Raw genomic sequence first — 22,789 nt, forward strand, 5'->3', positions numbered from 1 at the left:
GGGACCCACGTCTGATGGCGACCGAAGGTGAGAACACCGGCAGCGACGCGCCGGCCGTGATGTGGACGCCGGATCCGGAGCGGGCCGCCCGCAGCGCGATCGCCGACTTCGCCGGCGCCGTGCGGGACGCCCACCTGCCCGACCTCGACCCGCTGGACTACCCGGCGCTGCACGCCTGGTCGGTGGCGCAGCCGGAGCAGTTCTGGTCCCTGGTCGTCGAGCAGCTCGGGGTGCGTTTCCACGACCGGCCGACCGCGGTGCTGGCCGACGCCTCGATGCCGGGCGCGGTGTGGTTCCCGGGCGGCACGCTGAACTACGCCGAGCAGGCGCTGGCCACCGGTCCCGGCCGGCAGGCCGGCGACCCCGCGCTGGTGGTCGCCACCGAGGACCCGGCCGGCACCGACCGCATCGTCACCCGCGGCGAGTTGCGAAACCTGGTGGGGCGGGCCAGGTCCGGCCTGATCGCCGCCGGCGTCGGCCGGGACGACCGGGTGGTCGCGCTGGCGCCGAACGGACTCGAGGTGCTGGTCACCTTCCTGGCCGCGGCGAGCCTGGGCGCGATCTTCTCGTCCTGCTCGCCCGATTTCGGTACCCGCGCCGTGCTGGACCGGTTCGGTGCCATCGAACCCTCGGTGCTGGTCGTCGTCGACGGGTACCGCTACGGCGGCCGGCAGTTCGACCTGGCGGAGAAGATCGGGAAGATCCGCGAGGGGCTGCCGGCCCTGCGGCGGACCGTGGTGGTCCCGGTGCTGTCCGACCCCGCACCGGCCGGGTCCGGGATGGTGTCCTGGGACGAGTTCCTCGCCGGCGACGCAGTTCTCGAGTTCGACCCGGTGCCGTTCGACCACCCGCTGTGGGTGCTCTACTCCTCGGGCACCACCGGGCTGCCCAAGGGCATCGTGCACGGTCACGGCGGCATCGTGGTCGAGCACCTCAAGATGCTGCGGCTGCACCTGGACCTCGGCCCGGGGTCACGGTTCTTCTGGTTCACCACGACCGGCTGGATGATGTGGAACTACCTGGTCGGCGGCCTGCTGGTGGGCGCCGTACCGGTGCTGTTCGACGGCAATCCCGGGTACCCGGACCTGCACGCGCTGTGGGCGCTGGCCGAGCGGACCGGCACCGAGGTGTTCGGGGTGTCGGCCGGCTACCTGCACGCCTGCGAGAAGGACGGCCTGGAACCCGCTGCGCGGCACGACCTCTCGCGGATCCGGACGGTCGGCTCGACCGGCTCGCCGCTGTCCGCCGCCGGGTTCGACTGGGTGGCGCAGGCGGTCGGCGCGGCCGTCCAGGTCTGCTCCACCTCCGGCGGCACCGATGTCTGCACCGCCTTCCTGGGCACCGCGCCCACGGTGCCGGTCCGCCGCGGTGAGCTGTCCTGCGCCGCGCTGGGCGCCGACGTGCGGGCATTCGACGACGACGGCCACGAGATCCTCGACGAGGTCGGCGAACTCGTCATCACCACGCCGATGCCGTCGATGCCGGTGAAGTTCTGGAACGACCCGGACGGACACCGGTTGCGGGAGGCCTACTTCGAGCACTTCCCAGGGGTGTGGCGGCACGGCGACTGGGTGGTCGCCACCCGGCGCGGCTCGTTCGTGGTGCAGGGCCGCAGCGACTCCACCCTCAACCGCGGCGGGGTGCGGATGGGCACCGCGGACTTCTACGCCGTGGTGGAGGCGCTGCCCGAGGTGCTCGACTCGCTGGTGGTCGACACCACCGCGCTGGGCGACGCGCACGAGGGGGAGCTGCTCTGCTTCCTGGTACTGGCCGACGGCGTGGAGCTGTCCGAGGTCGAGCCCGTGCTGCGCCGGTCCCTGCGGTCGGAGTTGTCGCCGCGCCACGTCCCGGACCGGTTCCTGGTGGTGCCCGCGGTACCGCGCACGCTGTCCGGCAAGAAGTGCGAGGTGCCGGTCAAGCGGATCCTGGCCGGGGTGCCGGTGGAGAAGGCGATCAGCCGGGAGGCGCTGCTGGACCCGGCCGCGCTGGACCCGTACCTGGCGCTGGCCGGGCAGGCCCGCGAGTGACGGTCCGGGGCGGGCCGGCGGACCACGGGCGGACTACAGCCGGCGGATAACGGGCGGAAGCTGCGTCCGTCCGGTCACTAGGATGCCCGTGGACGCCTCCGACGCCGGCGGAGCCGCCCGTAGCACCCCGGGAACGGGGAGCACCTGACCCGCACCGGCGGCCTGCCTACGGAGGATCGTGTCCACAGCGTCCGGCGACGACACCGCCACCCCGACCCTGACCAGGGACGACGTCGCGCACCTCGCGCGGCTCGCCCGGCTCGAGCTCACCGACTCCGAGCTCGATCTCTACGGCGGGCAGCTGTCGCAGATCCTGGGGTGGGTGGCCGAGGTCTCCGAGGTCGCCACCCCCGACATCGAGCCCACCACCCATGCCGTCCCGCTGACCAACGTCTTCCGCGCGGACGAGCACCGTCCCGGACTGACGAACGAGGCGGCCCTGGCCGCAGCGCCGGCGGCCGAGGACGGCCGGTTCCGGGTCCCGCAGATCCTGGGCGAGGAGTGAGCAGTGTCTGACAACGCAGTGTCCGACCACAGCACCAGTGCCGCGCTGGTCCGCAGCACGGCCGTCGAGTTGGCCGCCGGTATCGCCGGCGGCGAGTACACCGCCGTCGAGGTCGCGCAGGCGCACCTGGACCGGATCGCCGCCGTGGACGGCGATGTCCATGCCTTCCTGCACGTCTCGGGCGAGCTCGCGCTGCAGCAGGCCGCCGCTGTCGACGCCGCCCGTGCCGCCGGGGAGCCGGCCGCCTCGCCGCTGGCCGGGGTGCCGCTCGCGCTCAAGGACATCGTGGTGCAGCAGGGTGTGCCGACCACGGCCGGGTCGAAGATCCTCGAGGGCTGGATCCCGCCGTACGACGCCACCGTCACGTCCCGGCTGCGCGACGCCGGCGTGGTGATCCTGGGCAAGACCAACCTCGACGAGTTCGCCATGGGCAGCTCGACCGAGAACTCGGCCTACGGGCCCACGCGCAACCCGTGGGACCTCACCCGGATCCCCGGCGGGTCCGGCGGCGGCTCCGCAGCCGCACTGGCCGCCTTCGAGGCGCCGCTGGCCATCGGCACCGACACCGGCGGCTCCATCCGCCAACCCGCGTCGGTGACCGGGACCGTCGGCGCCAAGCCCACCTACGGCGGGGTGTCCCGGTACGGCGTCATCGCGCTGGCCTCCTCGCTGGACCAGGTCGGGCCGTGCGCGCGCACCGTCATGGACACCGCGCTGCTGCACGACGTGATCAGTGGTCACGACCCGATGGATTCGACGTCGATTCAATTCGCGTACCTGAATGCCACGAAAGCGGTGGAGGCTGGCCGCGCCGATGGCCTGCAGGGCGTGAAGATTGGTATCGTGAAAGAACTCTCGGGCGAGGGGTACCAGGCCGGCGTGATGGAGTCGTTCACCGCCGCGGTGGCGACGCTGCAGGGACTGGGCGCCGAGATCGTCGAGGTCTCCTGCCCGCACTTCCGCTACGCGCTGGCCGCCTACTACCTGATCCTGCCGTCCGAGTGCAGCTCCAACCTGGCCCGGTTCGACGCCATGCGGTACGGGCTGCGCACCCTGGCCGACGTCCGGGACGGGCACGCGCTGGTCTCCGCCGAGGACGTCATGTCGGCGACCCGGGGTGCCGGGTTCGGCGCGGAGGTCAAGCGCCGCATCATGCTCGGCACCTACGCGCTGTCGGCCGGCTACTACGACGCCTACTACGGCAGCGCGCAGAAGGTCCGCACGCTGATCCGGCAGGACTTCGAGAACGCCTACGCCGCAGCGGACGTGCTGATCTCGCCGGCCTCCCCGGTGACCGCGTTCCCGCTGGGCGAGAAGGTCGACGACCCGATGGCGATGTACCTCAACGACCTCGCCACCATCCCCGGTTCGCTGGCCGGCATCCCGGCGATGTCGGTGCCGAGCGGCCTGGCCGCCGACACCGGGCTGCCGGTCGGCCTGCAGATCATGGGGCCGACCCTCGGTGAGGCGCAGATGTACCGCGTCGCCGCCGCTTTCGAACAGGCCTACATCGTCGCCAACGGCAGCGGTGTGCCGGCCCTGGCCCCCGCACTGGAGGTGTCGGCCCGATGACCGCATCCGTGACCGACCTCGTCGACTACGACGAGGCGATCGAGAAGTACGACCCCGTCCTGGGCCTGGAGGTGCACGTCGAGCTGGGCACGGTCAGCAAGATGTTCTGCGGCTGCTCCACCACCTTCGGTGCCCCGCCGAACACCCAGGTCTGCCCGACCTGCCTGGCGCTGCCCGGGGCGATGCCGGTGATCAACGAAAAGGCCGTGGAGTTCGCGGTGCGGATCGGGCTGGCGCTGAACTGCTCGATCGCGTCCTGGTGCCGGTTCGCCCGGAAGAACTACTTCTACCCGGACATGCCGAAGAACTTCCAGACCTCGCAGTACGACGAGCCGATCGCCTTCGGCGGCTACCTCGACGTCGAGCTGGACGACGGCAGCGGCGAGACGATCCGGATCGAGATCGAGCGCGCCCACATGGAGGAGGACACCGGCAAGTCGACCCACGTCGGCGGCGCCACCGGGCGCATCCACGGCGCCGAGTACTCGCTGCTCGACTACAACCGGGCCGGGGTGCCGCTGGTCGAGATCGTCACCAAGCCGGTCACCGGGACCAGGGCCTCGGCCCCGGTGGTGGCCCGCTCCTACGTCCGGGCGCTGCGCGATCTGCTGGCCTCGTTGGGCGTCTCGGACGTCCGGATGGACCAGGGCTCGCTGCGCTGCGACGCGAACGTGTCACTCACGCCGGCCGGCAACCCGGTCTTCGGCACCCGGACCGAGACGAAGAACGTCAACTCGCTGCGTTCGGTCGAACGCGCGGTGCGCTACGAGATCTCCCGCCAGGCCGGTGTTCTCGATGCGGGTGGCACGGTGATCCAGGAGACCCGGCACTTCGACGAGTCGACCGGCAGCACCAGATCCGGCCGGGTCAAGGAGACTGCCGAGGACTACCGGTACTTCCCGGAGCCGGACCTGGTGCCGCTGGCGCCGGAAGCGGTTTGGGTGGAGCAGATCCGGGCATCGCTGCCGGAGCTGCCCTGGGTGCGCCGGGCCCGGCTGCAGTCCGACTGGGGCTTCACCGATCTCGAGATGCGCGACCTGGTGGCGGCGGACGCCGTCGGCCTGGTGGAGGGGACGGTGGCCGCCGGCGCGACGCCGACCGAGGCCCGGTCCTGGTGGACCGCCTACCTGGGGCAGCAGGCGAACACCCTGGGCGTGCCGCTCACCGAGCTGCCGATCACCCCGCAGCAGCTGGCGACCGTGATCGGCATGGTCAACGGTGGGTCGCTGACCGTCAAGCTGGCCCGGCAGGTCGTCGACGGCGTGCTGGCCGGCGAGGGCGAGCCGGACGCCGTGGTGCAGGCCCGCGGGCTCGCGGTGGTCTCCGACGACTCCGCGCTACAGGCGGCGGTGGACGAGGCCCTCGCCGCGCAGCCGGATGTCGCCGACAAGATCCGCTCCGGCAAGGTGCAGGCGGTCGGCGCCGTGGTCGGCGCCGTGATGAAGGCGACCCGGGGCAAGGCCGATGCGGCCAAGGTGCGCGCGCTGGTGCTGTCCACCCTGGGTGTCGAAGGCTGAGCCATGCCCTTGCAGAGGCCCTTGCCTCTATAAGGGCAGGCGCATATTGTCGGGTCGTGCACGCCTTCGACGTCCTCGGTGACCCGGTCCGCCGGCGCATCCTCGAGGTGCTCGCCGGCGGCGAACAGGCCGCCGGCGAGATCGTCGCGGTGGTCGGCGCCGAGTTCGGGATCTCCCAGCCCGCCGTCTCGCAGCACCTGAAGGTGCTGCGGGACAACGGGTTCGCCTCGGTGCGGGCGCAGGGCACCCGCCGGCTCTACGCGGTCCGACCGGAGCCGCTGCGGGAGACCGACGAGTGGCTGGAGCCGTTCCGCCGGTTCTGGGAGCCGAAGCTGGACGCGCTGGCCACCGAGATCGCCCGTGGCAAGCGGGAACGCCGGCTTGCGGACGCGGCCGTGAACCCAGGCACCGCGCCCGGCTCCTGAGCGCGGGCTCAGTCCGGCCCGCCGCCGCCCCCGCCACCGGAGTTGGGCAGCACTATCACCCTGTCGTCGGACGGCGTCGGGTCGCCGGCGCCGTCCTTGTTCGAGGTGGTGATCCAGAACAGCGACTCCGGGCCGGGTTCCACGGTGAGCAGCCGGCCGTACTTGTCGCCGAGCAGCTGCGCCGGGTCCCCGGTGAAGGTGCCCTGCTCGGTCATCTCCAGGCCGACCACCTGCTTGCCGGCCAGCGAGGTGGCGGCCAGGATGCCCTGGTCGAAGGCGCAGTCGTTGGCGCCGCCCTCGGCCTTCGTCCAGCTCCAGGCCGAGTCGCCGGATTTCGGCTGCGAGTAGTCGTGGCCGGCCGAGACGGACAGCAGCAGGTCCTGGGCCTTGCGGTGGTCCATCACCCCGAGGTTGCCGGTGGCCAGCACGCACATGCCGGTCGGCTGGGTCAGCCCGGTCGCGAACACCGGGGATCCTGGGGTCAGGGTGCCGCCGGTGGGCTTGCCGAACTCGTCCAGCCGCAGCACCTTGCCGGCCAGCGAGCTGTCCGACCCGGCGGCGGTGGGATCCCCGGCGTCCCCGGTCGCGACGTAGAGGAAACGGTCGACGAAGGTGATCGGACCGCCGTTGTGCTCGGCGCCGCGCGGGATGCCGGTGAAGATCGCCTTCGGGGTGTCGCCGGGCGCGATCCGCACGATGCGGTTGTCGGTCTTCGTGGTGACGTAGGCGTAGATGAGGCCGTCCTCGGCATAGGACGGGGACACGGCCAGGCCGAGCAGTCCGCCGTCGCCGCTCGCGTCGACGTCCGGCACGGTGGCGATCTCCACCGGGGTCTGCTGGTACGCGACCAGCAGGATGCGGCCGGTGGTGCGCTCGCCGACCAGCGCCGACTGCCCGTCCAGCGGGACCAGTCCCCACGGCGCGTCCAGGCAGGCCGCGATCACCGCCGGGTCGGTCGGCACACACGGGTCGGGCGGCGCCGAGCTGGTGGAGCTGCTGCTGGACGAGCTGGTCGACTGCCCGGGCGTCGGCGGGTCCGGCACCACCGGGGTGACGACGGCGGGGGTCAGGCTGGGCTGCACGCTGTACGGCACCGCCTCGGCCGAGAAGTCCCCGCAGGCGGCGACGAGCAGCAGCAACGGTGCCAGCCACAGTGCGAGCCGGGTCCGGGTGCGGGACAGGTGCGGGGACATCGGGATCAACGGTACGTGGCAGGGGTGGGGCCGATGTGTGGAACAGCAGGAACAGCCGGGCCGGTCGGACCAGTCGGTTCAGTCGGCTCTGTCGGACCAGCTGGACCAGGCGGATCTGTCGGCCCGGCCGGACAGGTGGGTGCAGCCGGGAGCGCGCGGGACCGCCGGCCGACGGTGTGCTGCAGCGCCCGTCCGGTGTCGGCGTCGAGGTGCCGGAGCCGGGCGCCGCGGCCGGAGGACAGCGCGAGCCGGATCCCGGCCAGGTCGGCGCGGCGCTGGAACGGGGTGGTGGTGACGTGGGTGAGCTGCACCCGCGGCGAGCGCGCGGACACGGTGTGCCGGGCCAGCACCCGGTGCCAGCGCAGGGTGACCGTCTGCGGGGTGCGCGCCAGCCCGGCCGCCCGGACCTGGCCCCAGGCCACCAGCACTGCCACGGTCACCGGGACCACGGCCAGTACGGCCCACCGGCCGGGCAGCAGCAGGGCGAGTGCGGACAGCACCACACCGGTGAGCAGCGGCAGCGTGGGGTAGCGGCGGCGGGCCCGGGCCGGCACCCGCTGCACCCCGGTCAGCGGCGCGACGAGTTCGGGCACGGCGCGGGCCAGCAGGTCCGGCACCTCGGTCACCCGCAGCAGCGGGAACAGCGTGCGCTCGCTGTCCCGGTCCTTGCCGATGCCTGCGACCTCGACCTCCAGCGCGCACAGCCCGAACGGCCGGCGCCACAGCCCTTCCACCATCCGGACCGCCTGGATCCGGTCGACGATCACCGTGCCGGACCGCTGGGCGAGCAGGCCGCGGCTGATCCGCAGCCGGTCGCCATCGCGGACCAGGGTGAACCGGGCCAGCCGGAGCGAGGTGATCAGCACGGCCCCCAACAACGCCAGCAGCAGGAGCGCCAGCGCCAGCAGCCAGGTCAGGTCGCGCAGGATCTCCTGCCGCAGCCAGCGGTGCACCGACCCGGGCAGGATCTCCTGCAGCCGGTTCCACACGCCCGCGGCGCCGGCCAGCAGCAGCGGCACCGAGGTGCCGGTCACCGCGGCGATCAGCAGCCGACCGGTGCGCAGCCGGGCGATCACCTCGCCGGGTGGACGTGCACCTGGGACACCTGCGGCACCCGGAGAGGAGCGGCCCGGGCCGGCGCCCGGGTCGGCCAGCGCCGCGCGGAGTTCGTCGAGCGCCCGGCCGGACAGGCAGGCCAGCCGGACCGTGGCCCGCTCGCCGTCGCCGGGCGTCTGCACCCGCAGCCCCCAGACGCCGAACAGCCGCTGCACCAGCCCGCGGTGCGCGTCCAGGGCGGTGATCCGGTGCACCGGCACCGTCTGCTCCTTGCGGGCCAGCAGACCGGACCGGATGCGCAGCACCTGTCCGGACACCGAGTAACGCCGGAACCACCAGCCGGTCACCGCGCCGAGCACCACCAGCACCCCGCCGATGCCCAGCGCCCACCAGCGGATCGGCGAGAAGGCCAGGGCCGCGGCGACCGGGATCGCGCTGCGCACCGTCTGACCGGCGCTGATCAGCAGGTAGGCGGGATGCAGCCGCCGCTCGGCGATCTCGCCGGGTCGGCCGGGCGGGTCCGTGGCAAGCGGCGGCGGGTCAGATGTCGTCACCGGGACCGGCCAGTCCGGCGAGCACGGCCAGCCGGGCGCGGACCGCCTCGGCCTCCGCGGCATCCAGGTCGTGCAGGGTGATCTCGCCGGCCGCGGTGTGGATGTGCACCGTGGCCACCCCGAACCGGTCGGCCAGCGGGCCGTGGGTCACCGCGAGGTGCTGCACCCGGTTCATCGGCACCACAGTCCGGGTGGTGAGCAGCACGCCGTGCCGCACGTCCACCTCGTCCGGCGACACCGCGTACCAGAACCGTTGCCACCACAGCGGTGTCAGGATCAGCCGGACCGGCAGCAGGTACAGCACCACCAGGCCCGCGATCACCCAACGGATCCCCGGGGTGAACCAGGACAGCATGGCGGCGCCGGTGATCACCGCGGCCGACACCGGCATCCCGACCAGCAGCACCCACACCAGTTGGTAGGTCAGGCTGCGCCGGGGGAGCCGGTGCCTCGCCTGCCCGTCGTCACCGGGCAGCGGTGCCGTATCGGGCGCAGGTGGCGCGGGATCCGGAGCAGGTGCTGCGGCCGGGTCGGGCACGGCGGTCGGGGATCAGCCGTTGCGGTGCTGGCGCGGCGGGACCCGGCGGACGGCACCGGCCGAGGCGGAGGTGGCCATCGAGGCGTACGCCTGCAGCGCCTTGGAGACGGTGCGGTCCCGGTCCACCGGCTCCCACGGCCGCTCGGAGGCCTCCATCTTCGCCCGGCGCTCGGCCAGCACCGCGTCCGGCACGTTCACCCGGAGCAGCCGCTGCTCGACGTCGATCTCGATCTCGTCGCCGTCCTGTACCAGGCCGATGGTGCCGCCGGCCCAGGCCTCGGGGGAGATGTGGCCGACGGAGATGCCGGAGGACCCGCCGGAGAAGCGCCCGTCGGTGACCAGCGCACACACCTTGCCCAGGCCCAGTCCCTTGAGGAACGAGGTGGGGTGCAGCATCTCCTGCATGCCGGGGCCGCCGGCCGGACCCTCGTAGCGGATGACGACGACGTGGCCGGGCTGCACCTTCTTGCCCAGGATCGCCTGCACGGCGTCCTCCTGGGACTCCAGCACGATCGCGGTACCGGTGAAGTGGAACAGCGACGGGTCGATGCCGGCGGTCTTGATGACCGCGCCCTCCTCGGCCAGGTTGCCACGCAGCACGGCCAGCCCGCCGTCGACGGTGTAGGCGTGCGCCTTGTCCCGGATGCAGCCGCCGGCCGCGTCGGTGTCCAGGGTGTCCCAACGGTTCTCGGTGGAGAACGCCTTCGTCGTGCGGACCCCGCCGGGTGCGGCGTGGAACAGCTCGAGGGCCTTCGCCGACGGCGCGGCGGCGCGGACGTCCCACTCCGACAGCCAGGACGCCAGGTCGGGGGAGTGCACGGTGTGCACCGACTCGTCGAGCAGCCCGGCCCGCCACAGCTCGCCCAGGATGGCCGGGATGCCACCCGCCCGGTGCACGTCCTCCATGTGGTAGTCCGAGTTCGGCGCCACCTTGGACAGGCAGGGCACCCGGCGGGAGATCGCGTCGATGTCCTCGAGGGTGAAGTCGATCTCGCCCTCGATGGCAGCGGCCAGGATGTGCAGCACCGTGTTGGTGGAGCCGCCCATGGCCACGTCCAGCGCCATCGCGTTGCCGAACGCCGCCTTGTTCGCGGTGTTCCGCGGCAGCACCGACTCGTCGTCCTGCTCGTAGTACCGCTTCGCCAGCTCGACGACCAGGGAACCGGCGCGCAGGAACAGGTCCCGCCGCGCCGCGTGCGTGGCCAGGGTGGACCCGTTGCCCGGCAACGAGAGTCCGAGAGCTTCGGTGAGGCAGTTCATCGAGTTCGCGGTGAACATGCCCGAGCACGACCCGCAGGTGGGGCACGCGGACCGCTCCACCGCCGCCAGGCCCTCCTCGTCCACCACGGTGGAGGCGGAGGCGGCGATCGCGGTGATCAGGTCGGTGGGGGCGTGCGCGACACCGTCGACGATGACGGCCTTGCCGGCCTCCATCGGGCCGCCGGAGACGAACACCACCGGGATGTTCAGCCGCAGTGCGGCCATCAGCATGCCGGGGGTGATCTTGTCGCAGTTGGAGATGCAGACCAGCGCGTCGGCGGTGTGCGCGTTGACCATGTACTCGACCGAGTCGGCGATCAGCTCGCGGCTGGGCAGGGAGTAGAGCATCCCGTCGTGGCCCATCGCGATGCCGTCGTCGACGGCGATGGTGTTGAACTCCTTGGCCACGCCGCCGGCCTCGACCACCGCGGAGGCGACCAGGTCGCCCATGTCCTTGAGATGCACGTGCCCCGGCACGAACTGGGTGTAGGAGTTCGCGATCGCGATGATCGGCTTGCCGAAGTCGTCGTCCGTCATGCCGGTGGCGCGCCACAGCGAGCGGGCGCCGGCCATGTTCCGGCCGTGGGTGGAGGTACGGGAACGCAGTGCAGGCATGGGAACGACTCCTGGGTGCCGGCCTCGACGGCGGTGCCGGGCCGGTGCTGGTCGGACTGGGGGGGAACGGTGGGACCGGAAAGCTGTCACATCTGTCGATCCGGCGGATCGGGATCGGTGGCCCGGCGGATGGCGGGGCGATCGGCCGGTGCTGCCTGATCGGGTGCTGCTGGTGATCCGTGCTGCTGGTGACCGGAACCGGTCGTGGTCGGGACCGGTGATGATCACGGACGACCGGATCGTGCCTGATGGGCCCTTGCAGGCTACCCGTCCCGGCCGGCGGGCCGGTCCGCAGCGGGAGCAGCCGTGGCCTCGTGGCCGCCGTTCCCGGTCCCGCTGCCGTCGGGTGTCGCGTCGACTGCGTTGTCGGGTGCAGCGTCGGGTGTGGTCGGAACCGGTGTGTCCGTCACTCCGGTCGTGTCCGTCGGCTGCGCCGGCACGAAGGCGTCGGTCGGTGCATCGGTCTCGGTCTCGAGACCTGTGTCCGTATTGGTGTCCGTGTCGGCCGGCGGGGCCGCGAGGTTCAACCGGCCGCCGGACACCTCGGCGAGGACGGGCAGGTCTCGCGGCCGGATCATCGGCAGCCGGATGCGCTTGCCGGCGGTGGTGACGGCCACCGCCCAGCGAGGTCCACGGAACTCGAAGCCGTCCAGGTCGGACCAGGCGATCCGGCGGCGGCCGAGCAGTCCGGAGGTGGTGATCGACTCCGGGGTCACGGTGGTGCGGGTCAGCAGCACGTAGAACACCGCCAGCACCGGCGCGAGGTAGACCCAGAGCAGCCAGACCCGGACGGTGGCCAGCGGGGTGGCGCAGACGAAGAGCAGCACGGGGAAGGCCAACGACACCAGCGGCAGGCGGAAGACGGCACGATCGGGGCGGGACACGCCGACCATCGTCGCACTGTCGCGGGCACGTTCCGGCATGCCCGGCAGCGCCGGCCACGAGCCGGCCACGCGCTGTCAGCACGCCCTCCGTCCGTCGGCCGCATGCCATCCGCCGGCGGTCCCACCTGCAGGTCGAGAACCGATCGGGGCAGCGCTGTTCCAACATGTGGGACAGTTCCGCCCACGGTTTGACACACCCGGGGGTCGGTCATACAGTCGAAACATGTCCCAGCTCCTCGTACTCCAGCGGCGCGTCATTGCGCGGGTGTGACGACCCGCCGCTGACGCGCAAACCCCTTGGTCGCCACTGACGCGACAAGGGGTTTTTTGTTGCCCGGATGCGGTCGGCACCACGAATGTCGGCCCTCCTACCGAACGAACGTGAACCCCCACCCCCGGTTCGCACCCCGTTCGGGTGGTACCGCAGCAACCGGTCCCACGAGGACCGGAGCACCACCAGCAGGACAGCACGACGAGCTGGACAACAGCACCGGCACCACCAGCACAGCACCACCAGCACAGCACCGGCACCAGCAGGACCCAGGACCATCCGGCCGCACCCGCGGCCGGGCCACCGAAGAAGGTCGACGTCATGACGCAGAGCCGCACTGCCACCCTTGCGCCCGAGAACGCCCCTGCCATCGAGCATCTCACCGGAGCCGCCGCGGTCGTCCGGTCTCTCGAGGAGGCCGGCGCGGAGGTCGTCTTCGGCATCCCGGGCGGCGCGGTCCTCCCGGTCTACGACCCGCTGTTCGACTCGACCAAGGTCCGGCACGTGCTGGTCCGGCACGAGCAGGGCGCCGGCCACGCCGCCACCGGGTACGCGCAGGCCACCGGCAAGGTCGGCGTGTGCATGGCGACCTCCGGTCCCGGCGCCACCAACCTGGTCACCCCGATCGCCGACGCGCACATGGACTCCGTGCCGCTGGTGGCCATCACCGGGCAGGTCGGCCGGCCGCTGATCGGCACCGACGGCTTCCAGGAGGCCGACATCTGCGGCATCACGATGCCGATCACCAAGCACAACTTCATGGTCACCGATCCGCGGGAGATCCCCGAGACGATCGCTGCCGCGTTCCACCTGGCGTCCACGGGCCGACCCGGCCCGGTGCTGGTGGACATCCCGAAGGACATCCTGCAGGCCGACACCACCTTCCGTTGGCCGTCGGAGGTCCATCTGCCCGGCTACCGGCCGGCACCCAAGCCGCACTCGGGTCAGATCACCGCTGCCGCCCGGCTCATCAACGGCGCGCGGCGGCCGGTGCTGTACGTCGGCGGCGGGGTGATCAAGGCCGGTGCCACCGCGCAGCTGCGGCAGCTCGCCGAGCTGACCGGTATCCCGGTGGTCACCACCCTGATGGCCCGCGGTGCATTCCCCGACTCGCACGTCCAGCACCTGGGCATGCCGGGCATGCACGGCACCGTCGCCGCCGTGGCGGCCCTGCAGAAGGCCGATCTGCTGATCGCCCTCGGCGCGCGCTTCGACGACCGGGTGACCGGTCAGCTGTCCACCTTCGCCCCGCTGGCCACGATCATCCACGCCGACATCGACGCGGCCGAGATCGGCAAGAACCGGGTCGCCGACGTGCCGATCGTGGGCGATGCGAGGGAGATCGTCACCGAGCTGATCAATGCGGTGGCCATCGAGCAGAAGGCCGGTGCGGTCGCGGATCTCACCGCGTGGTGGGCCGAACTCGACCAGCTGCGGGAGACCTTCCCGCTCGGCTACGAGGAGCCGGCCGACGGCACCCTGGCGCCGCAGTACGTCATCCAGCGGCTGGGGCAGATCGCCGGGCCGGAGGCGATCTACGCCGCCGGTGTCGGACAGCACCAGATGTGGGCGGCGCAGTTCGTCTCCTACGAGAACCCGCGCACCTGGCTGAACTCCGGCGGTCTCGGGACCATGGGCTACGCGGTGCCGGCCGCGATGGGCGCCAAGATGGGCCGCCCGGACGCGACCGTGTGGGCCATCGACGGCGACGGCTGCTTCCAGATGACCAATCAGGAACTGGCCACCTGCGCCATCGAGGGCATCCCGATCAAGGTCGCCGTCATCAACAACGGCAATCTGGGCATGGTCCGGCAGTGGCAGACGCTGTTCTACGACCAGCGGTACTCGCAGACCGACCTCGGGACGCACAAGCACCGCATCCCGGACTTCAAGCTGCTCGCCGAGGCGTACGGCTGCGTCGGGCTGCGCTGCGAGTCCAAGGAGGACGTCGACCGTACGATCGAGGCAGCCATGGCGGTCAACGACCGGCCGGTGGTTGTCGACTTCACCGTGGGCGCCGATGCCCAGGTGTGGCCGATGGTCGCGGCCGGCACCAGCAACGACCAGATCATGGCCGCCCGCGGGATCCGCCCGCTCTTCGACGAGGAATGAGCATGTCCGCACCCACTCTCGAGTCGCCGGCGACGCCACCACCGGTCGCCCCGCCGGCCGTGCCGGCGGCACGGACCGCCGCCGCCCGCATCCCGACCGACCGCCGGCACCCGATGGCGGTGGCCGGCCTGCTTCCCTCCGGAGAAACGAGAACCGTGACCCGCCATACGTTGTCCGTGCTGGTGGAGAACAAGCCGGGCGTGCTCGCCCGGGTCTCGTCGCTGTTCTCCCGACGGAACTTCAACATCCACTCGCTGGCAGTCGGGCCGACGGAGAACCCCGAGGTCTCCCGGATGACGATCGTCGTCGCGGTGGAGGGGCTCCCGCTGGAGCAGGTCACCAAGCAGCTGAACAAGCTGGTGAACGTGCTGAAGATCGTCGAGCTGCCCACGGCCTCGGCGGTCACCCGGGAGCTGCTGCTGATCAAGATCCGGGCCGATCCCGCGGTCCGGGCGCAGGTCTCCACCATCGTCGAGATGTTCCGCGCCGGGATCGTCGACGTCACCCCGGACTCGCTCACCGTCGAGGCCACCGGTACCTCGGACAAGCTGGAGGCACTGGTCCGCATGCTGGAGCCTTTCGGCGTGCGTGAGATGGTGCAGTCCGGCATGGTCGCGCTCGGTCGCGGGGCCCGGTCGATCACCTCGGAACGGCAGCGGGCCGACTGACCCGCACCCGACCGGTCCCCACCCGGACCGGGCCCTCGGCCGCGCCACCGGAGCACGACCTGCTCCCGCCGGCGCGGCCGCCCGGCAACACGCAGCACACCAGCTCCACATCGCTTCAGCTCCACAGCGCTACAGCTCCACATCGCGGCGAGGGCGCAGGGCCCCGCCCACGGAAAGGAACGAAGTCACCCCCATGGCAGCCGAGATCTTCTACGACGACGATGCAGATCTGTCGATCATCCAGGGCCGCAAGGTCGCGGTCATCGGGTACGGCTCGCAGGGCCACGCCCACGCGCTGAGCCTGCGCGACTCCGGTGTCGACGTCCGCGTCGGACTGCCGGAGAACTCGAAGTCCCGCGCGAAGGCCACCGACGAGGGACTGCGGGTGGTCACCCCCGCCGAGGCCGCGGCCGAGGCCGACGTCATCATGATCCTGACCCCGGACCACGTGCAGCGGCACGTCTACAAGGACGCCATCGAGCCGCACCTGACCGCCGGCAAGGCGCTCGCCTTCGGTCACGGGTTCAACATCCGGTTCGGCTACATCAAGCCCCCGGCCGACGTCGACGTCATCATGATCGCCCCCAAGGGCCCGGGCCACCTGGTCCGCCGCGAGTACGTCGACGGCAAGGGCGTGCCGGACCTGATCGCCATCGAGCAGGACGCCACCGGTGGCGCCCAGGCGCTCGCGCTGTCCTACGCCGCCGCCATCGGCGGTGCCCGGGCCGGCGTCATCAAGACCACCTTCACCGAGGAGACCGAGACCGACCTCTTCGGCGAGCAGGCCGTCCTCTGCGGTGGCGTGTCCCGCCTCGTGCAGCAGGGCTTCGAGACCCTGGTCGGTGCCGGCTACCAGCCGGAGATCGCCTACTTCGAATGCCTGCACGAGCTGAAGCTGATCGTCGACCTGATGTACGAGGGCGGCATCGCCAAGCAGCGCTGGTCGGTGTCGGACACCGCCGAGTACGGCGACTACGTCTCGGGCAAGCGCGTCATCGACGACAAGGTCGCCGAGAACATGCAGGCCGTGCTGAAGGACATCCAGGACGGCACCTTCGCCGCCCGTTTCATCGCCGACCAGGACGCCGGTGCCCCGGAGTTCAAGAAGTTCCGCGCCGAGCAGGAGCAGCACCCGATCGAGGAGACCGGGCGCAAGCTCCGCGGCCTGATGAGCTGGGTCGCCGTCGAGGACGACTACACCGGGACCGCCGCCCGCGGCTGATCCACCGCCCCGCACAGGGCCTGCCACACGCGCGGCCGGCGCCACATCCCGGCGCCGGTCCGCACACCACCGCCCCCGTCCGCATCCGGACGGGGGCGGTGGTGCTTTCTGTCGGGTGTCGGGTGTCGGGTGTCGGGTGTCGGGTGTCGGGGTGGCCGGTCCGGGTGCAGGGGGAGCGAACCGGGCGTCGCGGGGCGGACTGCAGATCGCGACCGATTCCCGGGAATCGGGGACCGTTTCCGTTGTGTGCCGGTGTTTCCGGTCCCGGATTCGCGCCGGGAGTGGGGCACCCGGCAGATCGTCCCCGTCCGGACGCCGTCGCGGTACGACGACTCGTGACTGACCGGTCCGGAGACCGGCGAGGTCAGGACGGGGTCAGAAGGTGCGGCCGCCGCGGAGCCGGAACCAGTCCCGGGACCGGCGCTGCATGAGGAACACCCAGATCAGGATCGGGAACAGCAATCCGCCGGAGGGGTCCCGCGTCAGAACCAGCAGCACGATTTCCAGGACCACATCGGCGATCGCGAGCACCACCAGGATGCGCGAGCTACGGCCGGTGAGGGCGGCGACACCTCCCCAGACGAAGATGCCGCCGAAAAGCAGGCCGACAACGGCGAGGTAGGTGAGGAAGGGGGTGTCGAACTCTCCGAGGGCCATCAGCGCGATCAGCCCCAGACTGCCGAGCCCACCCGCGATGAACGCCAGAACCGCTGCCGCCGTGACGATCCCGGGTCGTTGCCAGGTCCCCGACGGGGCGGCATGTGCCGGGTCGATCGGGTTGAGCGGCCGGCCGTACCGGTCGTAGTCCAGGTAGGGATCGGGGCCGGTGAACGGCCGCTGCAGGTGCCTCGCATCCGGCCCGTACCACTGCCCCTGCGGAGCGACGGCGAAGGGATCGCCCGGCGCGACGGGCGGGACCGGAGTGTGCGGCGCCGGGTCGGGTGCCCAGGGGGAGTGCGACATCTGTGTCCTACGGGTCGGAAGGGGAGAGGGGCAGACGAGTGAGACGAGTGGGGTGAGCCGGTGCAGCAGGGAGGGCGAGGGTCAGAAGGTGGTGCCGCCGCGGGCGCGGAACCAGGAGCGGCTCGCACCCTGGAACAGCAGCACGAGGATCAGCACCTCGACGACGAAGCCCGGCAACCGCAGGATCCCGACCTCGACCGCGCCGCCGATGATCGAGGCCAGGACGCCCACCACCGCGACGCCGGCGAGCGGACGGCTGCTGCGGCCGCGGACGGCGAGGATCCCGCCGAGGATCGACGCGGCGCCGAAGAGCGCGACGAAGACCGGCCGCCAGGCATCGAACCCGACCGGCGTGGTCGAACGGAAGAACAGCTGCGCGGGCAGCGCGAGGATCCCGGCGACACCGACGACCAGGCCCATCGACGCGGCGGCCGTGACCTGCCCCGGCCGCGCGGGGACCGGTGGTCCGGGGACGCCGGCGTCGTGCGCCCCGGCTCCGTGCACCTGCGGTTCGTGCGACACATGTCTCCTCGGGACCCTGCAATGCGCTGCCGCCCCCGTCCGGTGGCGGACGGGGGCGGCAGGGCGGAGCGGGACCGGTTGCTCAGAAGGTCTTTCCGCCGCGCGAGCGGATCCAGTTCCGGCTCGGCTGCTGCAGCATGAAGACCAGGATCAGGATCGGGATGACCAGACCGATCAGGCTTCCGGTGCTGAAGTAGGTGATCATCGAGATCAGCTGCAGCAGGATGCTGATACCGGCGGCGATGACCAGGATCGTGCCGTTGCGGCCGTTGATCGCCTGCACACCACCCCAGATCAGCAGGGCGGCGAACGCCAGGTTCAGGATGATGAGGAACGCGTAGGCGCCGCCGACACTCGCGACGACCCCGAACCCGACCAGGCCGAAGATCACGTTCAGTCCGCCGACGACGAAGGCGAGCACCGCGGCCGCGGTGACCACACCCGGGCGGGTGGACGGCTGCGCCGGGTACCCGGGCGCGCCGTACTGCTCGAAACTCATGTGCTCTCCTGTTGATCGATCAGGGCAGGCCGACACGACCTGCGGTCCGGTCGGAGGCTAACAACAACCTCACGGCCGCGGGCCGGGATCGCCGGGAATTCCCTGGATCGTCACGGCCACCCGTGGGCGGGCGGCCGTGACGGGGCCGGATCAGAACGTCTTGCCGCCCTTGGCCCGGACCCAGTTCTTCACGGCCGGGTTCAGCGCGAACACGGTGATCAGCACCGGGAGCACGATGCCGAAGACGTAGAAGAAGCCGAAGCTGGTGGCGATCATCAGGGCGATGATCAGCACGACGTAGATCGCCGAGGCGATGACCACCATCTGGCCGTTCTTGCCGGACAGCAGCACCACGCCGCCCCAGATCATCAGGATCGCGACGATCGCGGCACCGATGCCGAGCAGGATGCCGAAGGTGCCGACGCTCCCGGCCGCGTCCTGCAGGTCGCCGGCGGCCTGCCGGGCCTGCTCGCAGGTGGACGCCGAGTAGGCGACGCTGGACTCGTCGCAGGACAGCCGCACCGAGTACTCGGCGGCCGAGTCGACGTAGTCCGAGGCACCGCTGAACAGCGAACCGATGACCACGCCGAACAGCGCCTGGATGATCGCGCCGGCGCCGAAGATGAAGGCCAGCACCGCGGAGGCGGTGGCCAGGCCTGGGCGGTTGCCGCCGGGCGGCGCGGGGGCGTAGGCCGGCGGGGTGCCGTAAGCAGGGGGCTGCCCGTAGGCGGGCTGCTGGCCGTACGCCGGCTGCTGTCCGTAGTCCGCCGGCGGCTGCGGCTGCTGTCCGTACTGCGGCTGGCCGTAGCCGGGCTGCGGGCCCGACGGCGGGTAGGCCGGCTGACCGCCGGTGGCCGGGTAACCACCCGGCTGCTGGCCGGGATATCCCTGGGCACCAGGCTGGGAACCGTAGGGCGGGGGAGTGGTCACTGGTCGATCCCTTCCGAGGGCCGTCGTGGGGGCACGGTCGGCTGTTGCCGAGGTGTGCGTGACCATGAGAGCACCAGTGCGCGCGGATAGTACAGATTTGGCGGAAAACACCGTTCCGGACAGGGCCCGACAGCCTTCCGGGGGATGCCGGCCGCACCGCGACCGGTGCCCGGGCGGGTGCGGTGGCCCGGTCGGCGCCGACTAGCATCGTTCCCGGCCACGACGGCCGGGAACGCCCGGCCGAGGTGACCGGACCTGCGCCGGCCCCATCGGCCGGACCGGGTCCGTAGCGAGAACAACCGAGAAGTCGGATCGCTGCCGTGCGACCCGCGACACCAGTCCGACCCGTGACTCAGACGCTCAACGTGGCGCCCCGAGAGGAAACACCCGTGCCCCAGCCCGTCGTCCTGATCGCCGAGAAGCTCGCCCAGTCCGCGATGGACGTCCTCGGATCGGAGTTCGACATCCGGTACGTGGACGGCGCCGACCGGTCCGCCCTGCTCCCGGCGCTGGCCGAGGCCGACGCGGTGCTGATCCGCTCGGCCACCACCATCGACGCCGAGGCGTTGGCCGCCGCGCCGCAGCTCAAGGTCGTCGCGCGCGCCGGCATCGGGCTGGACAACGTCGACGTCCCGGCCTGCACCGCCCGCGGTGTGCTGGTGGTCAACGCGCCGCAGTCGAACATCGTCACCGCCGCCGAGCACGCGCTGGCGCTGCTGCTGTCGGTGGCCCGGCAGATCCCGGCGGCGCACGCCTCGATGGTGGCCGGCCAGTGGAAGCGATCCTCCTTCTCCGGCGTCGAGATCGCCGAGAAGACGGTCGGTGTGGTCGGTCTGGGCCGGATCGGGCAGCTGTTCGCCAGCCGGATCGCCGCCTTCGGCACCAACGTCATCGCCTACGACCCGTACCTGCAGCCCGCGCGCGCCGCGTCGCTGGGTGTGCAGCTGGTCGACCTGCCCACCCTGCTGCGCGAGGCGGACATCATCTCCGTGCACCTGCCGCGCACCCCGGAGACGCTGGGGCTGATCGGCGTGGAGGAGCTGAAGACGGTCAAGCCGAACCTGATCGTGGTCAACGCCGCGCGGGGCGGTCTGATCGACGAGCAGGCGCTGGCCGACGCGCTCGCCGAGGGCCGGGTGGCCGGTGCCGGCATCGACGTTTACGTCAAGGAGCCGATCGACCCGGCGAACCCGCTGCTGACCGCGCCGAACGTGGTGCTGACCCCGCACCTCGGCGCGTCCACCGCCGAGGCCCAGGACAAGGCCGGCACCGCGGTGGCCCGCTCGGTGAAGCTGGCCCTGCGCGGCGAGTTCGTCCCGGACGCCGTCAACGTCCAGGCCACCGGCCCGGTCCCGGACGACGTCCGGCCGTGGATCCCGCTGGTCACCCGGCTCGGCAGCATCCTGACCGCGGTCGCCGGCGCCGTGCCGGTCTCGGTCGCGGTGGAGGTCCGCGGCGACCTGGCCGGGGTCGACACCTCGATCCTGCAGCTCGCCGCTGTCCGCGGGATCTTCGGCCCGGTGATCACCGACGCCGTCACCTTCGTCAACGCGCCGTCGCTGGCCGCCGAGCACGGGCTCACCCTGTCCGGCAGCTCGACCCCGGAGATCGGTGACTACCGGTCCACCGTGACCTTGCGCGCCGCGATGTCCGACGGTGCCGTCCGGTCGGTGTCCGGCACGCTGTCCGGGCAGGCACAGGTGGCCAAGCTGGTCGAGATCAACGGCCGGCACTTCGATCTGCGCGCCGAGGGCAACCTGCTGGTGATGGCCTACGCCGACCGCCCGGGCGTGATGGGCGCCGTCGGCGCCGCGCTCGGCACCGCCGGCATCAACATCCTGGCCGCGCAGATCTCGCAGGAGATCTCCGGGCACGCCTCGATCATGGTGCTGCGGGTCGAGCCGCTGCCCGCCCCCGAGCTGCTGGAGACCATCGGGGAATCCATCGAGGCCAGCGCCGTGCGGGGCATCCCCGCCTCCTGACCCACCCCCACCTACCCCACCCCCGTCCCGCGCGAGGATCAAGATCGCAGACACGCCAGATCACACTGTTTTTGTGACGGGTGGGACCGGAGTCAACGACTTCGTACGCGCGGAGGAAGTTGATCCGCGCGAGGGGCCGGGGTCGGGGCAGGGCGTGGGGTGGAGTCGGTGGTGGGTGGCGGAACCGGACAGAGCAGGCGATACGGCCGTCCGGAGTCGCGGGACGAGGACCTCGGCAAGAAAATCTTCACCCCATCGGAGCAGCTGAACGCGTCGGGTGGCCACTCATGGAGCACGGGCGGTTACTCTTCGCAGGACATACCAAACCTCCCACCGCTTCCGGGGTGGGAGCATCCGTGCGCACCGGCATCACAGGACAGGGAAACGATGAAGCTGGCGGTCATTCCTGGAGACGGAATCGGTCCTGAGGTCGTCGCGGAAGGGCTCAAGGTGCTGACCGGCGTGCTGCCGTCGGTCGAGACCACCACCTACGACCTGGGTGCCGCCCGCTGGCACCGCACCGGCGAGCTGTTGCCGGACTCGGTGCTGCGCGAGCTGCGCCAGCACGACGCGATCCTGCTCGGTGCGGTCGGCGACCCGACGGTGCCGTCCGGGATCCTGGAGCGCGGACTGCTGCTGCGCCTGCGGTTCGAGCTCGACCACTGCGTGAACCTGCGCCCGGCCCGCCTGTACCCGGGTGTGCCCGGACCGCTGGCAGGTGACCAGGCCGTCGACCTGATGGTGGTCCGCGAGGGCACCGAGGGTCCGTACGTCGGCAACGGCGGCCTGCTGCGCAAGGACACCCCGCAGGAGATCGCCACCGAGGTCTCGCTCAACACCTACTTCGGCGTGGAGCGCGTCGTCCGCGACGCCTTCGCCCGCGCCATGCGCCGGCCGCGCCGGCATCTGACCCTGGTGCACAAGACCAACGTGCTGGTGCACGCCGGCCAGCTGTGGAGCCGGGTGGTGGAGGAGGTGTCGATGGAGTTCCCCGACGTCTCCGTCTCTTACACGCACGTCGACTCCGCGATGATCTACCTGGTCACCGACCCGGGCCGGTTCGACGTGGTGGTCACCGACAACCTGTTCGGCGACATCCTCACCGACCTCGCCGCGGCCGTCTCCGGCGGTATCGGTCTGGCCGCCTCCGGCAACCTGGACCCGTCGAAGGCGAACCCGAGCATGTTTGAGCCGGTGCACGGCTCGGCCCCGGACATCGCCGGCACCGGCCAGGCCGACCCGACCGCGACCGTGCTCTCGGTCGGTCTGCTGCTCGACCACCTCGGGCTGCCGGACGCCGCCCGCCGGGTCGAGGCCGCGGTGGCCTTCGACCTCGCCACCCGCCAGCCCGGATCGATCGGCCGCACCTCGGCCATCGGCGACCGCCTGGCGGCTCTCGCCGCCAGCTGACGGCTCGCTCTCTCCAGTTCGGCCGGAGGCGTTCCGGGCAGTACCGTCGGTCGTGACACACCGT

Annotated in this window: 19 protein-coding genes; 10 read left to right on the forward strand and 9 right to left on the reverse strand. The window is 71.7% G+C overall.

What is annotated here, in order from left to right:
* Positions 1-14 precede the first annotated feature (14 nt).
* The 5 genes from GIS00_RS03850 to GIS00_RS03870 all read left to right on the forward strand — a co-directional run bounded on the left by GIS00_RS03850 (position 15) and on the right by GIS00_RS03870 (position 6,046).
* A complete protein-coding gene (locus tag GIS00_RS03850; protein WP_154767021.1) occupies positions 15-2,027 on the forward strand; it encodes an acetoacetate--CoA ligase in 2,013 nt (670 codons plus the stop codon).
* Positions 2,028-2,205: 178 nt separating this feature from the next.
* Positions 2,206-2,532, forward strand: a complete 327-nt coding sequence (gatC, locus tag GIS00_RS03855; protein WP_322097455.1) for an Asp-tRNA(Asn)/Glu-tRNA(Gln) amidotransferase subunit GatC — start codon at positions 2,206-2,208, stop codon at positions 2,530-2,532.
* Between the two features lie 3 nt (positions 2,533-2,535).
* Positions 2,536-4,104 carry an Asp-tRNA(Asn)/Glu-tRNA(Gln) amidotransferase subunit GatA gene (gene gatA, locus GIS00_RS03860; RefSeq protein ID WP_322097456.1) on the forward strand — a complete coding sequence of 523 codons (1,569 nt, stop codon included), beginning with the start codon at positions 2,536-2,538 and terminating at the stop codon, positions 4,102-4,104.
* Positions 4,101-5,621 carry an Asp-tRNA(Asn)/Glu-tRNA(Gln) amidotransferase subunit GatB gene (gene gatB / locus GIS00_RS03865; protein ID WP_154767022.1) on the forward strand — a complete coding sequence of 507 codons (1,521 nt, stop codon included), beginning with the start codon at positions 4,101-4,103 and terminating at the stop codon, positions 5,619-5,621. The genes gatA and gatB overlap by 4 nt, the downstream gene beginning before the upstream one ends.
* A 56-nt stretch (positions 5,622-5,677) precedes the next feature.
* On the forward strand, positions 5,678-6,046 hold the full coding sequence (locus tag GIS00_RS03870) for an ArsR/SmtB family transcription factor (RefSeq protein ID WP_322097457.1): 369 nt from the start codon (positions 5,678-5,680) through the stop codon (positions 6,044-6,046).
* Positions 6,047-6,054: 8 nt separating this feature from the next.
* Here GIS00_RS03870 and GIS00_RS03875 read toward each other — a convergent pair whose 3' ends face one another.
* The 5 genes from GIS00_RS03875 to GIS00_RS03895 form a co-directional block, all read right to left on the reverse strand.
* Positions 6,055-7,239 carry a PQQ-dependent sugar dehydrogenase gene (locus tag GIS00_RS03875; RefSeq protein WP_154767023.1) on the reverse strand — a complete coding sequence of 395 codons (1,185 nt, stop codon included), beginning with the start codon at positions 7,237-7,239 and terminating at the stop codon, positions 6,055-6,057.
* A gap of 5 nt (positions 7,240-7,244) precedes the next feature.
* Positions 7,245-8,849 (reverse strand): PH domain-containing protein, encoded by a 1,605-nt coding sequence (locus GIS00_RS28625; protein WP_196073102.1) that lies wholly within the window; start codon positions 8,847-8,849, stop codon positions 7,245-7,247.
* Entirely contained in the window at positions 8,836-9,387 is a 552-nt protein-coding gene (locus tag GIS00_RS03885; protein ID WP_154767025.1) for a PH domain-containing protein, read from the reverse strand. The genes GIS00_RS28625 and GIS00_RS03885 overlap by 14 nt, the downstream gene beginning before the upstream one ends.
* Positions 9,388-9,399: 12 nt before the next feature.
* Positions 9,400-11,262, reverse strand: a complete 1,863-nt coding sequence (gene ilvD / locus GIS00_RS03890) for a dihydroxy-acid dehydratase (protein ID WP_154767026.1) — start codon at positions 11,260-11,262, stop codon at positions 9,400-9,402.
* A 263-nt stretch (positions 11,263-11,525) separates the two neighbouring features.
* Positions 11,526-12,146, reverse strand: a complete 621-nt coding sequence (locus tag GIS00_RS03895) for a PH domain-containing protein (protein ID WP_196073103.1) — start codon at positions 12,144-12,146, stop codon at positions 11,526-11,528.
* A 592-nt stretch (positions 12,147-12,738) separates the two neighbouring features.
* On the opposite strand from GIS00_RS03895, the gene GIS00_RS03900 reads away from it, so the two are divergent.
* From GIS00_RS03900 to ilvC, 3 genes are all read left to right on the forward strand, one after another.
* A complete protein-coding gene (locus GIS00_RS03900) occupies positions 12,739-14,529 on the forward strand; it encodes an acetolactate synthase large subunit (RefSeq protein ID WP_154767028.1) in 1,791 nt (596 codons plus the stop codon).
* A 155-nt stretch (positions 14,530-14,684) separates the two neighbouring features.
* On the forward strand, positions 14,685-15,197 hold the full coding sequence (ilvN, locus tag GIS00_RS03905) for an acetolactate synthase small subunit (RefSeq protein WP_322097724.1): 513 nt from the start codon (positions 14,685-14,687) through the stop codon (positions 15,195-15,197).
* A gap of 193 nt (positions 15,198-15,390) precedes the next feature.
* A complete protein-coding gene (gene ilvC / locus GIS00_RS03910; RefSeq protein ID WP_154767029.1) occupies positions 15,391-16,419 on the forward strand; it encodes a ketol-acid reductoisomerase in 1,029 nt (342 codons plus the stop codon).
* 375 nt (positions 16,420-16,794) lie between these two features.
* Here the strand turns inward: ilvC and GIS00_RS03915 are convergent, their stop codons facing one another.
* The 4 genes from GIS00_RS03915 to GIS00_RS03930 all read right to left on the reverse strand — a co-directional run bounded on the left by GIS00_RS03915 (position 16,795) and on the right by GIS00_RS03930 (position 19,333).
* Entirely contained in the window at positions 16,795-17,382 is a 588-nt protein-coding gene (locus GIS00_RS03915; protein WP_154767030.1) for a hypothetical protein, read from the reverse strand.
* Positions 17,383-17,463: 81 nt separating this feature from the next.
* Positions 17,464-17,904, reverse strand: coding sequence for a hypothetical protein (locus tag GIS00_RS03920; protein ID WP_154767031.1), 441 nt, complete (start codon positions 17,902-17,904; stop codon positions 17,464-17,466).
* 82 nt (positions 17,905-17,986) lie between these two features.
* Positions 17,987-18,403 (reverse strand): hypothetical protein, encoded by a 417-nt coding sequence (locus tag GIS00_RS03925; protein WP_154767032.1) that lies wholly within the window; start codon positions 18,401-18,403, stop codon positions 17,987-17,989.
* A gap of 150 nt (positions 18,404-18,553) precedes the next feature.
* On the reverse strand, positions 18,554-19,333 hold the full coding sequence (locus GIS00_RS03930) for a hypothetical protein (protein WP_154767033.1): 780 nt from the start codon (positions 19,331-19,333) through the stop codon (positions 18,554-18,556).
* A 389-nt stretch (positions 19,334-19,722) separates the two neighbouring features.
* Between GIS00_RS03930 and serA the strand changes: the two genes are divergently transcribed.
* Both serA and GIS00_RS03940 read left to right on the forward strand, forming a co-directional pair.
* Positions 19,723-21,315, forward strand: a complete 1,593-nt coding sequence (serA, locus tag GIS00_RS03935) for a phosphoglycerate dehydrogenase (RefSeq protein ID WP_322097459.1) — start codon at positions 19,723-19,725, stop codon at positions 21,313-21,315.
* A gap of 387 nt (positions 21,316-21,702) precedes the next feature.
* Complete coding sequence (locus GIS00_RS03940; protein WP_154767034.1) at positions 21,703-22,725, forward strand: 3-isopropylmalate dehydrogenase; 1,023 nt, start codon at positions 21,703-21,705, stop codon at positions 22,723-22,725.
* Positions 22,726-22,789 lie beyond the last annotated feature (64 nt).

Source organism: Nakamurella alba (genome assembly GCF_009707545.1).
Classification (GTDB): Bacteria; Actinomycetota; Actinomycetes; order Mycobacteriales; family Nakamurellaceae; genus Nakamurella; species Nakamurella alba.

Coding starts and splice junctions, on each gene's coding strand:
- gatB (WP_154767022.1), top strand. CDS start 4,101: ATGACCGCATCCGTGACCGACCTCGTCGACTACGACGAGGCGATCGAG.
- GIS00_RS03940 (WP_154767034.1), top strand. CDS start 21,703: ATGAAGCTGGCGGTCATTCCTGGAGACGGAATCGGTCCTGAGGTCGTC.
- ilvC (WP_154767029.1), top strand. CDS start 15,391: ATGGCAGCCGAGATCTTCTACGACGACGATGCAGATCTGTCGATCATC.
- GIS00_RS03850 (WP_154767021.1), top strand. CDS start 15: ATGGCGACCGAAGGTGAGAACACCGGCAGCGACGCGCCGGCCGTGATG.
- GIS00_RS03900 (WP_154767028.1), top strand. CDS start 12,739: ATGACGCAGAGCCGCACTGCCACCCTTGCGCCCGAGAACGCCCCTGCC.
- GIS00_RS03915 (WP_154767030.1), bottom strand. CDS start 17,382: ATGTCGCACTCCCCCTGGGCACCCGACCCGGCGCCGCACACTCCGGTC.
- ilvD (WP_154767026.1), bottom strand. CDS start 11,262: ATGCCTGCACTGCGTTCCCGTACCTCCACCCACGGCCGGAACATGGCC.
- GIS00_RS03925 (WP_154767032.1), bottom strand. CDS start 18,403: ATGAGTTTCGAGCAGTACGGCGCGCCCGGGTACCCGGCGCAGCCGTCC.
- GIS00_RS03875 (WP_154767023.1), bottom strand. CDS start 7,239: ATGTCCCCGCACCTGTCCCGCACCCGGACCCGGCTCGCACTGTGGCTG.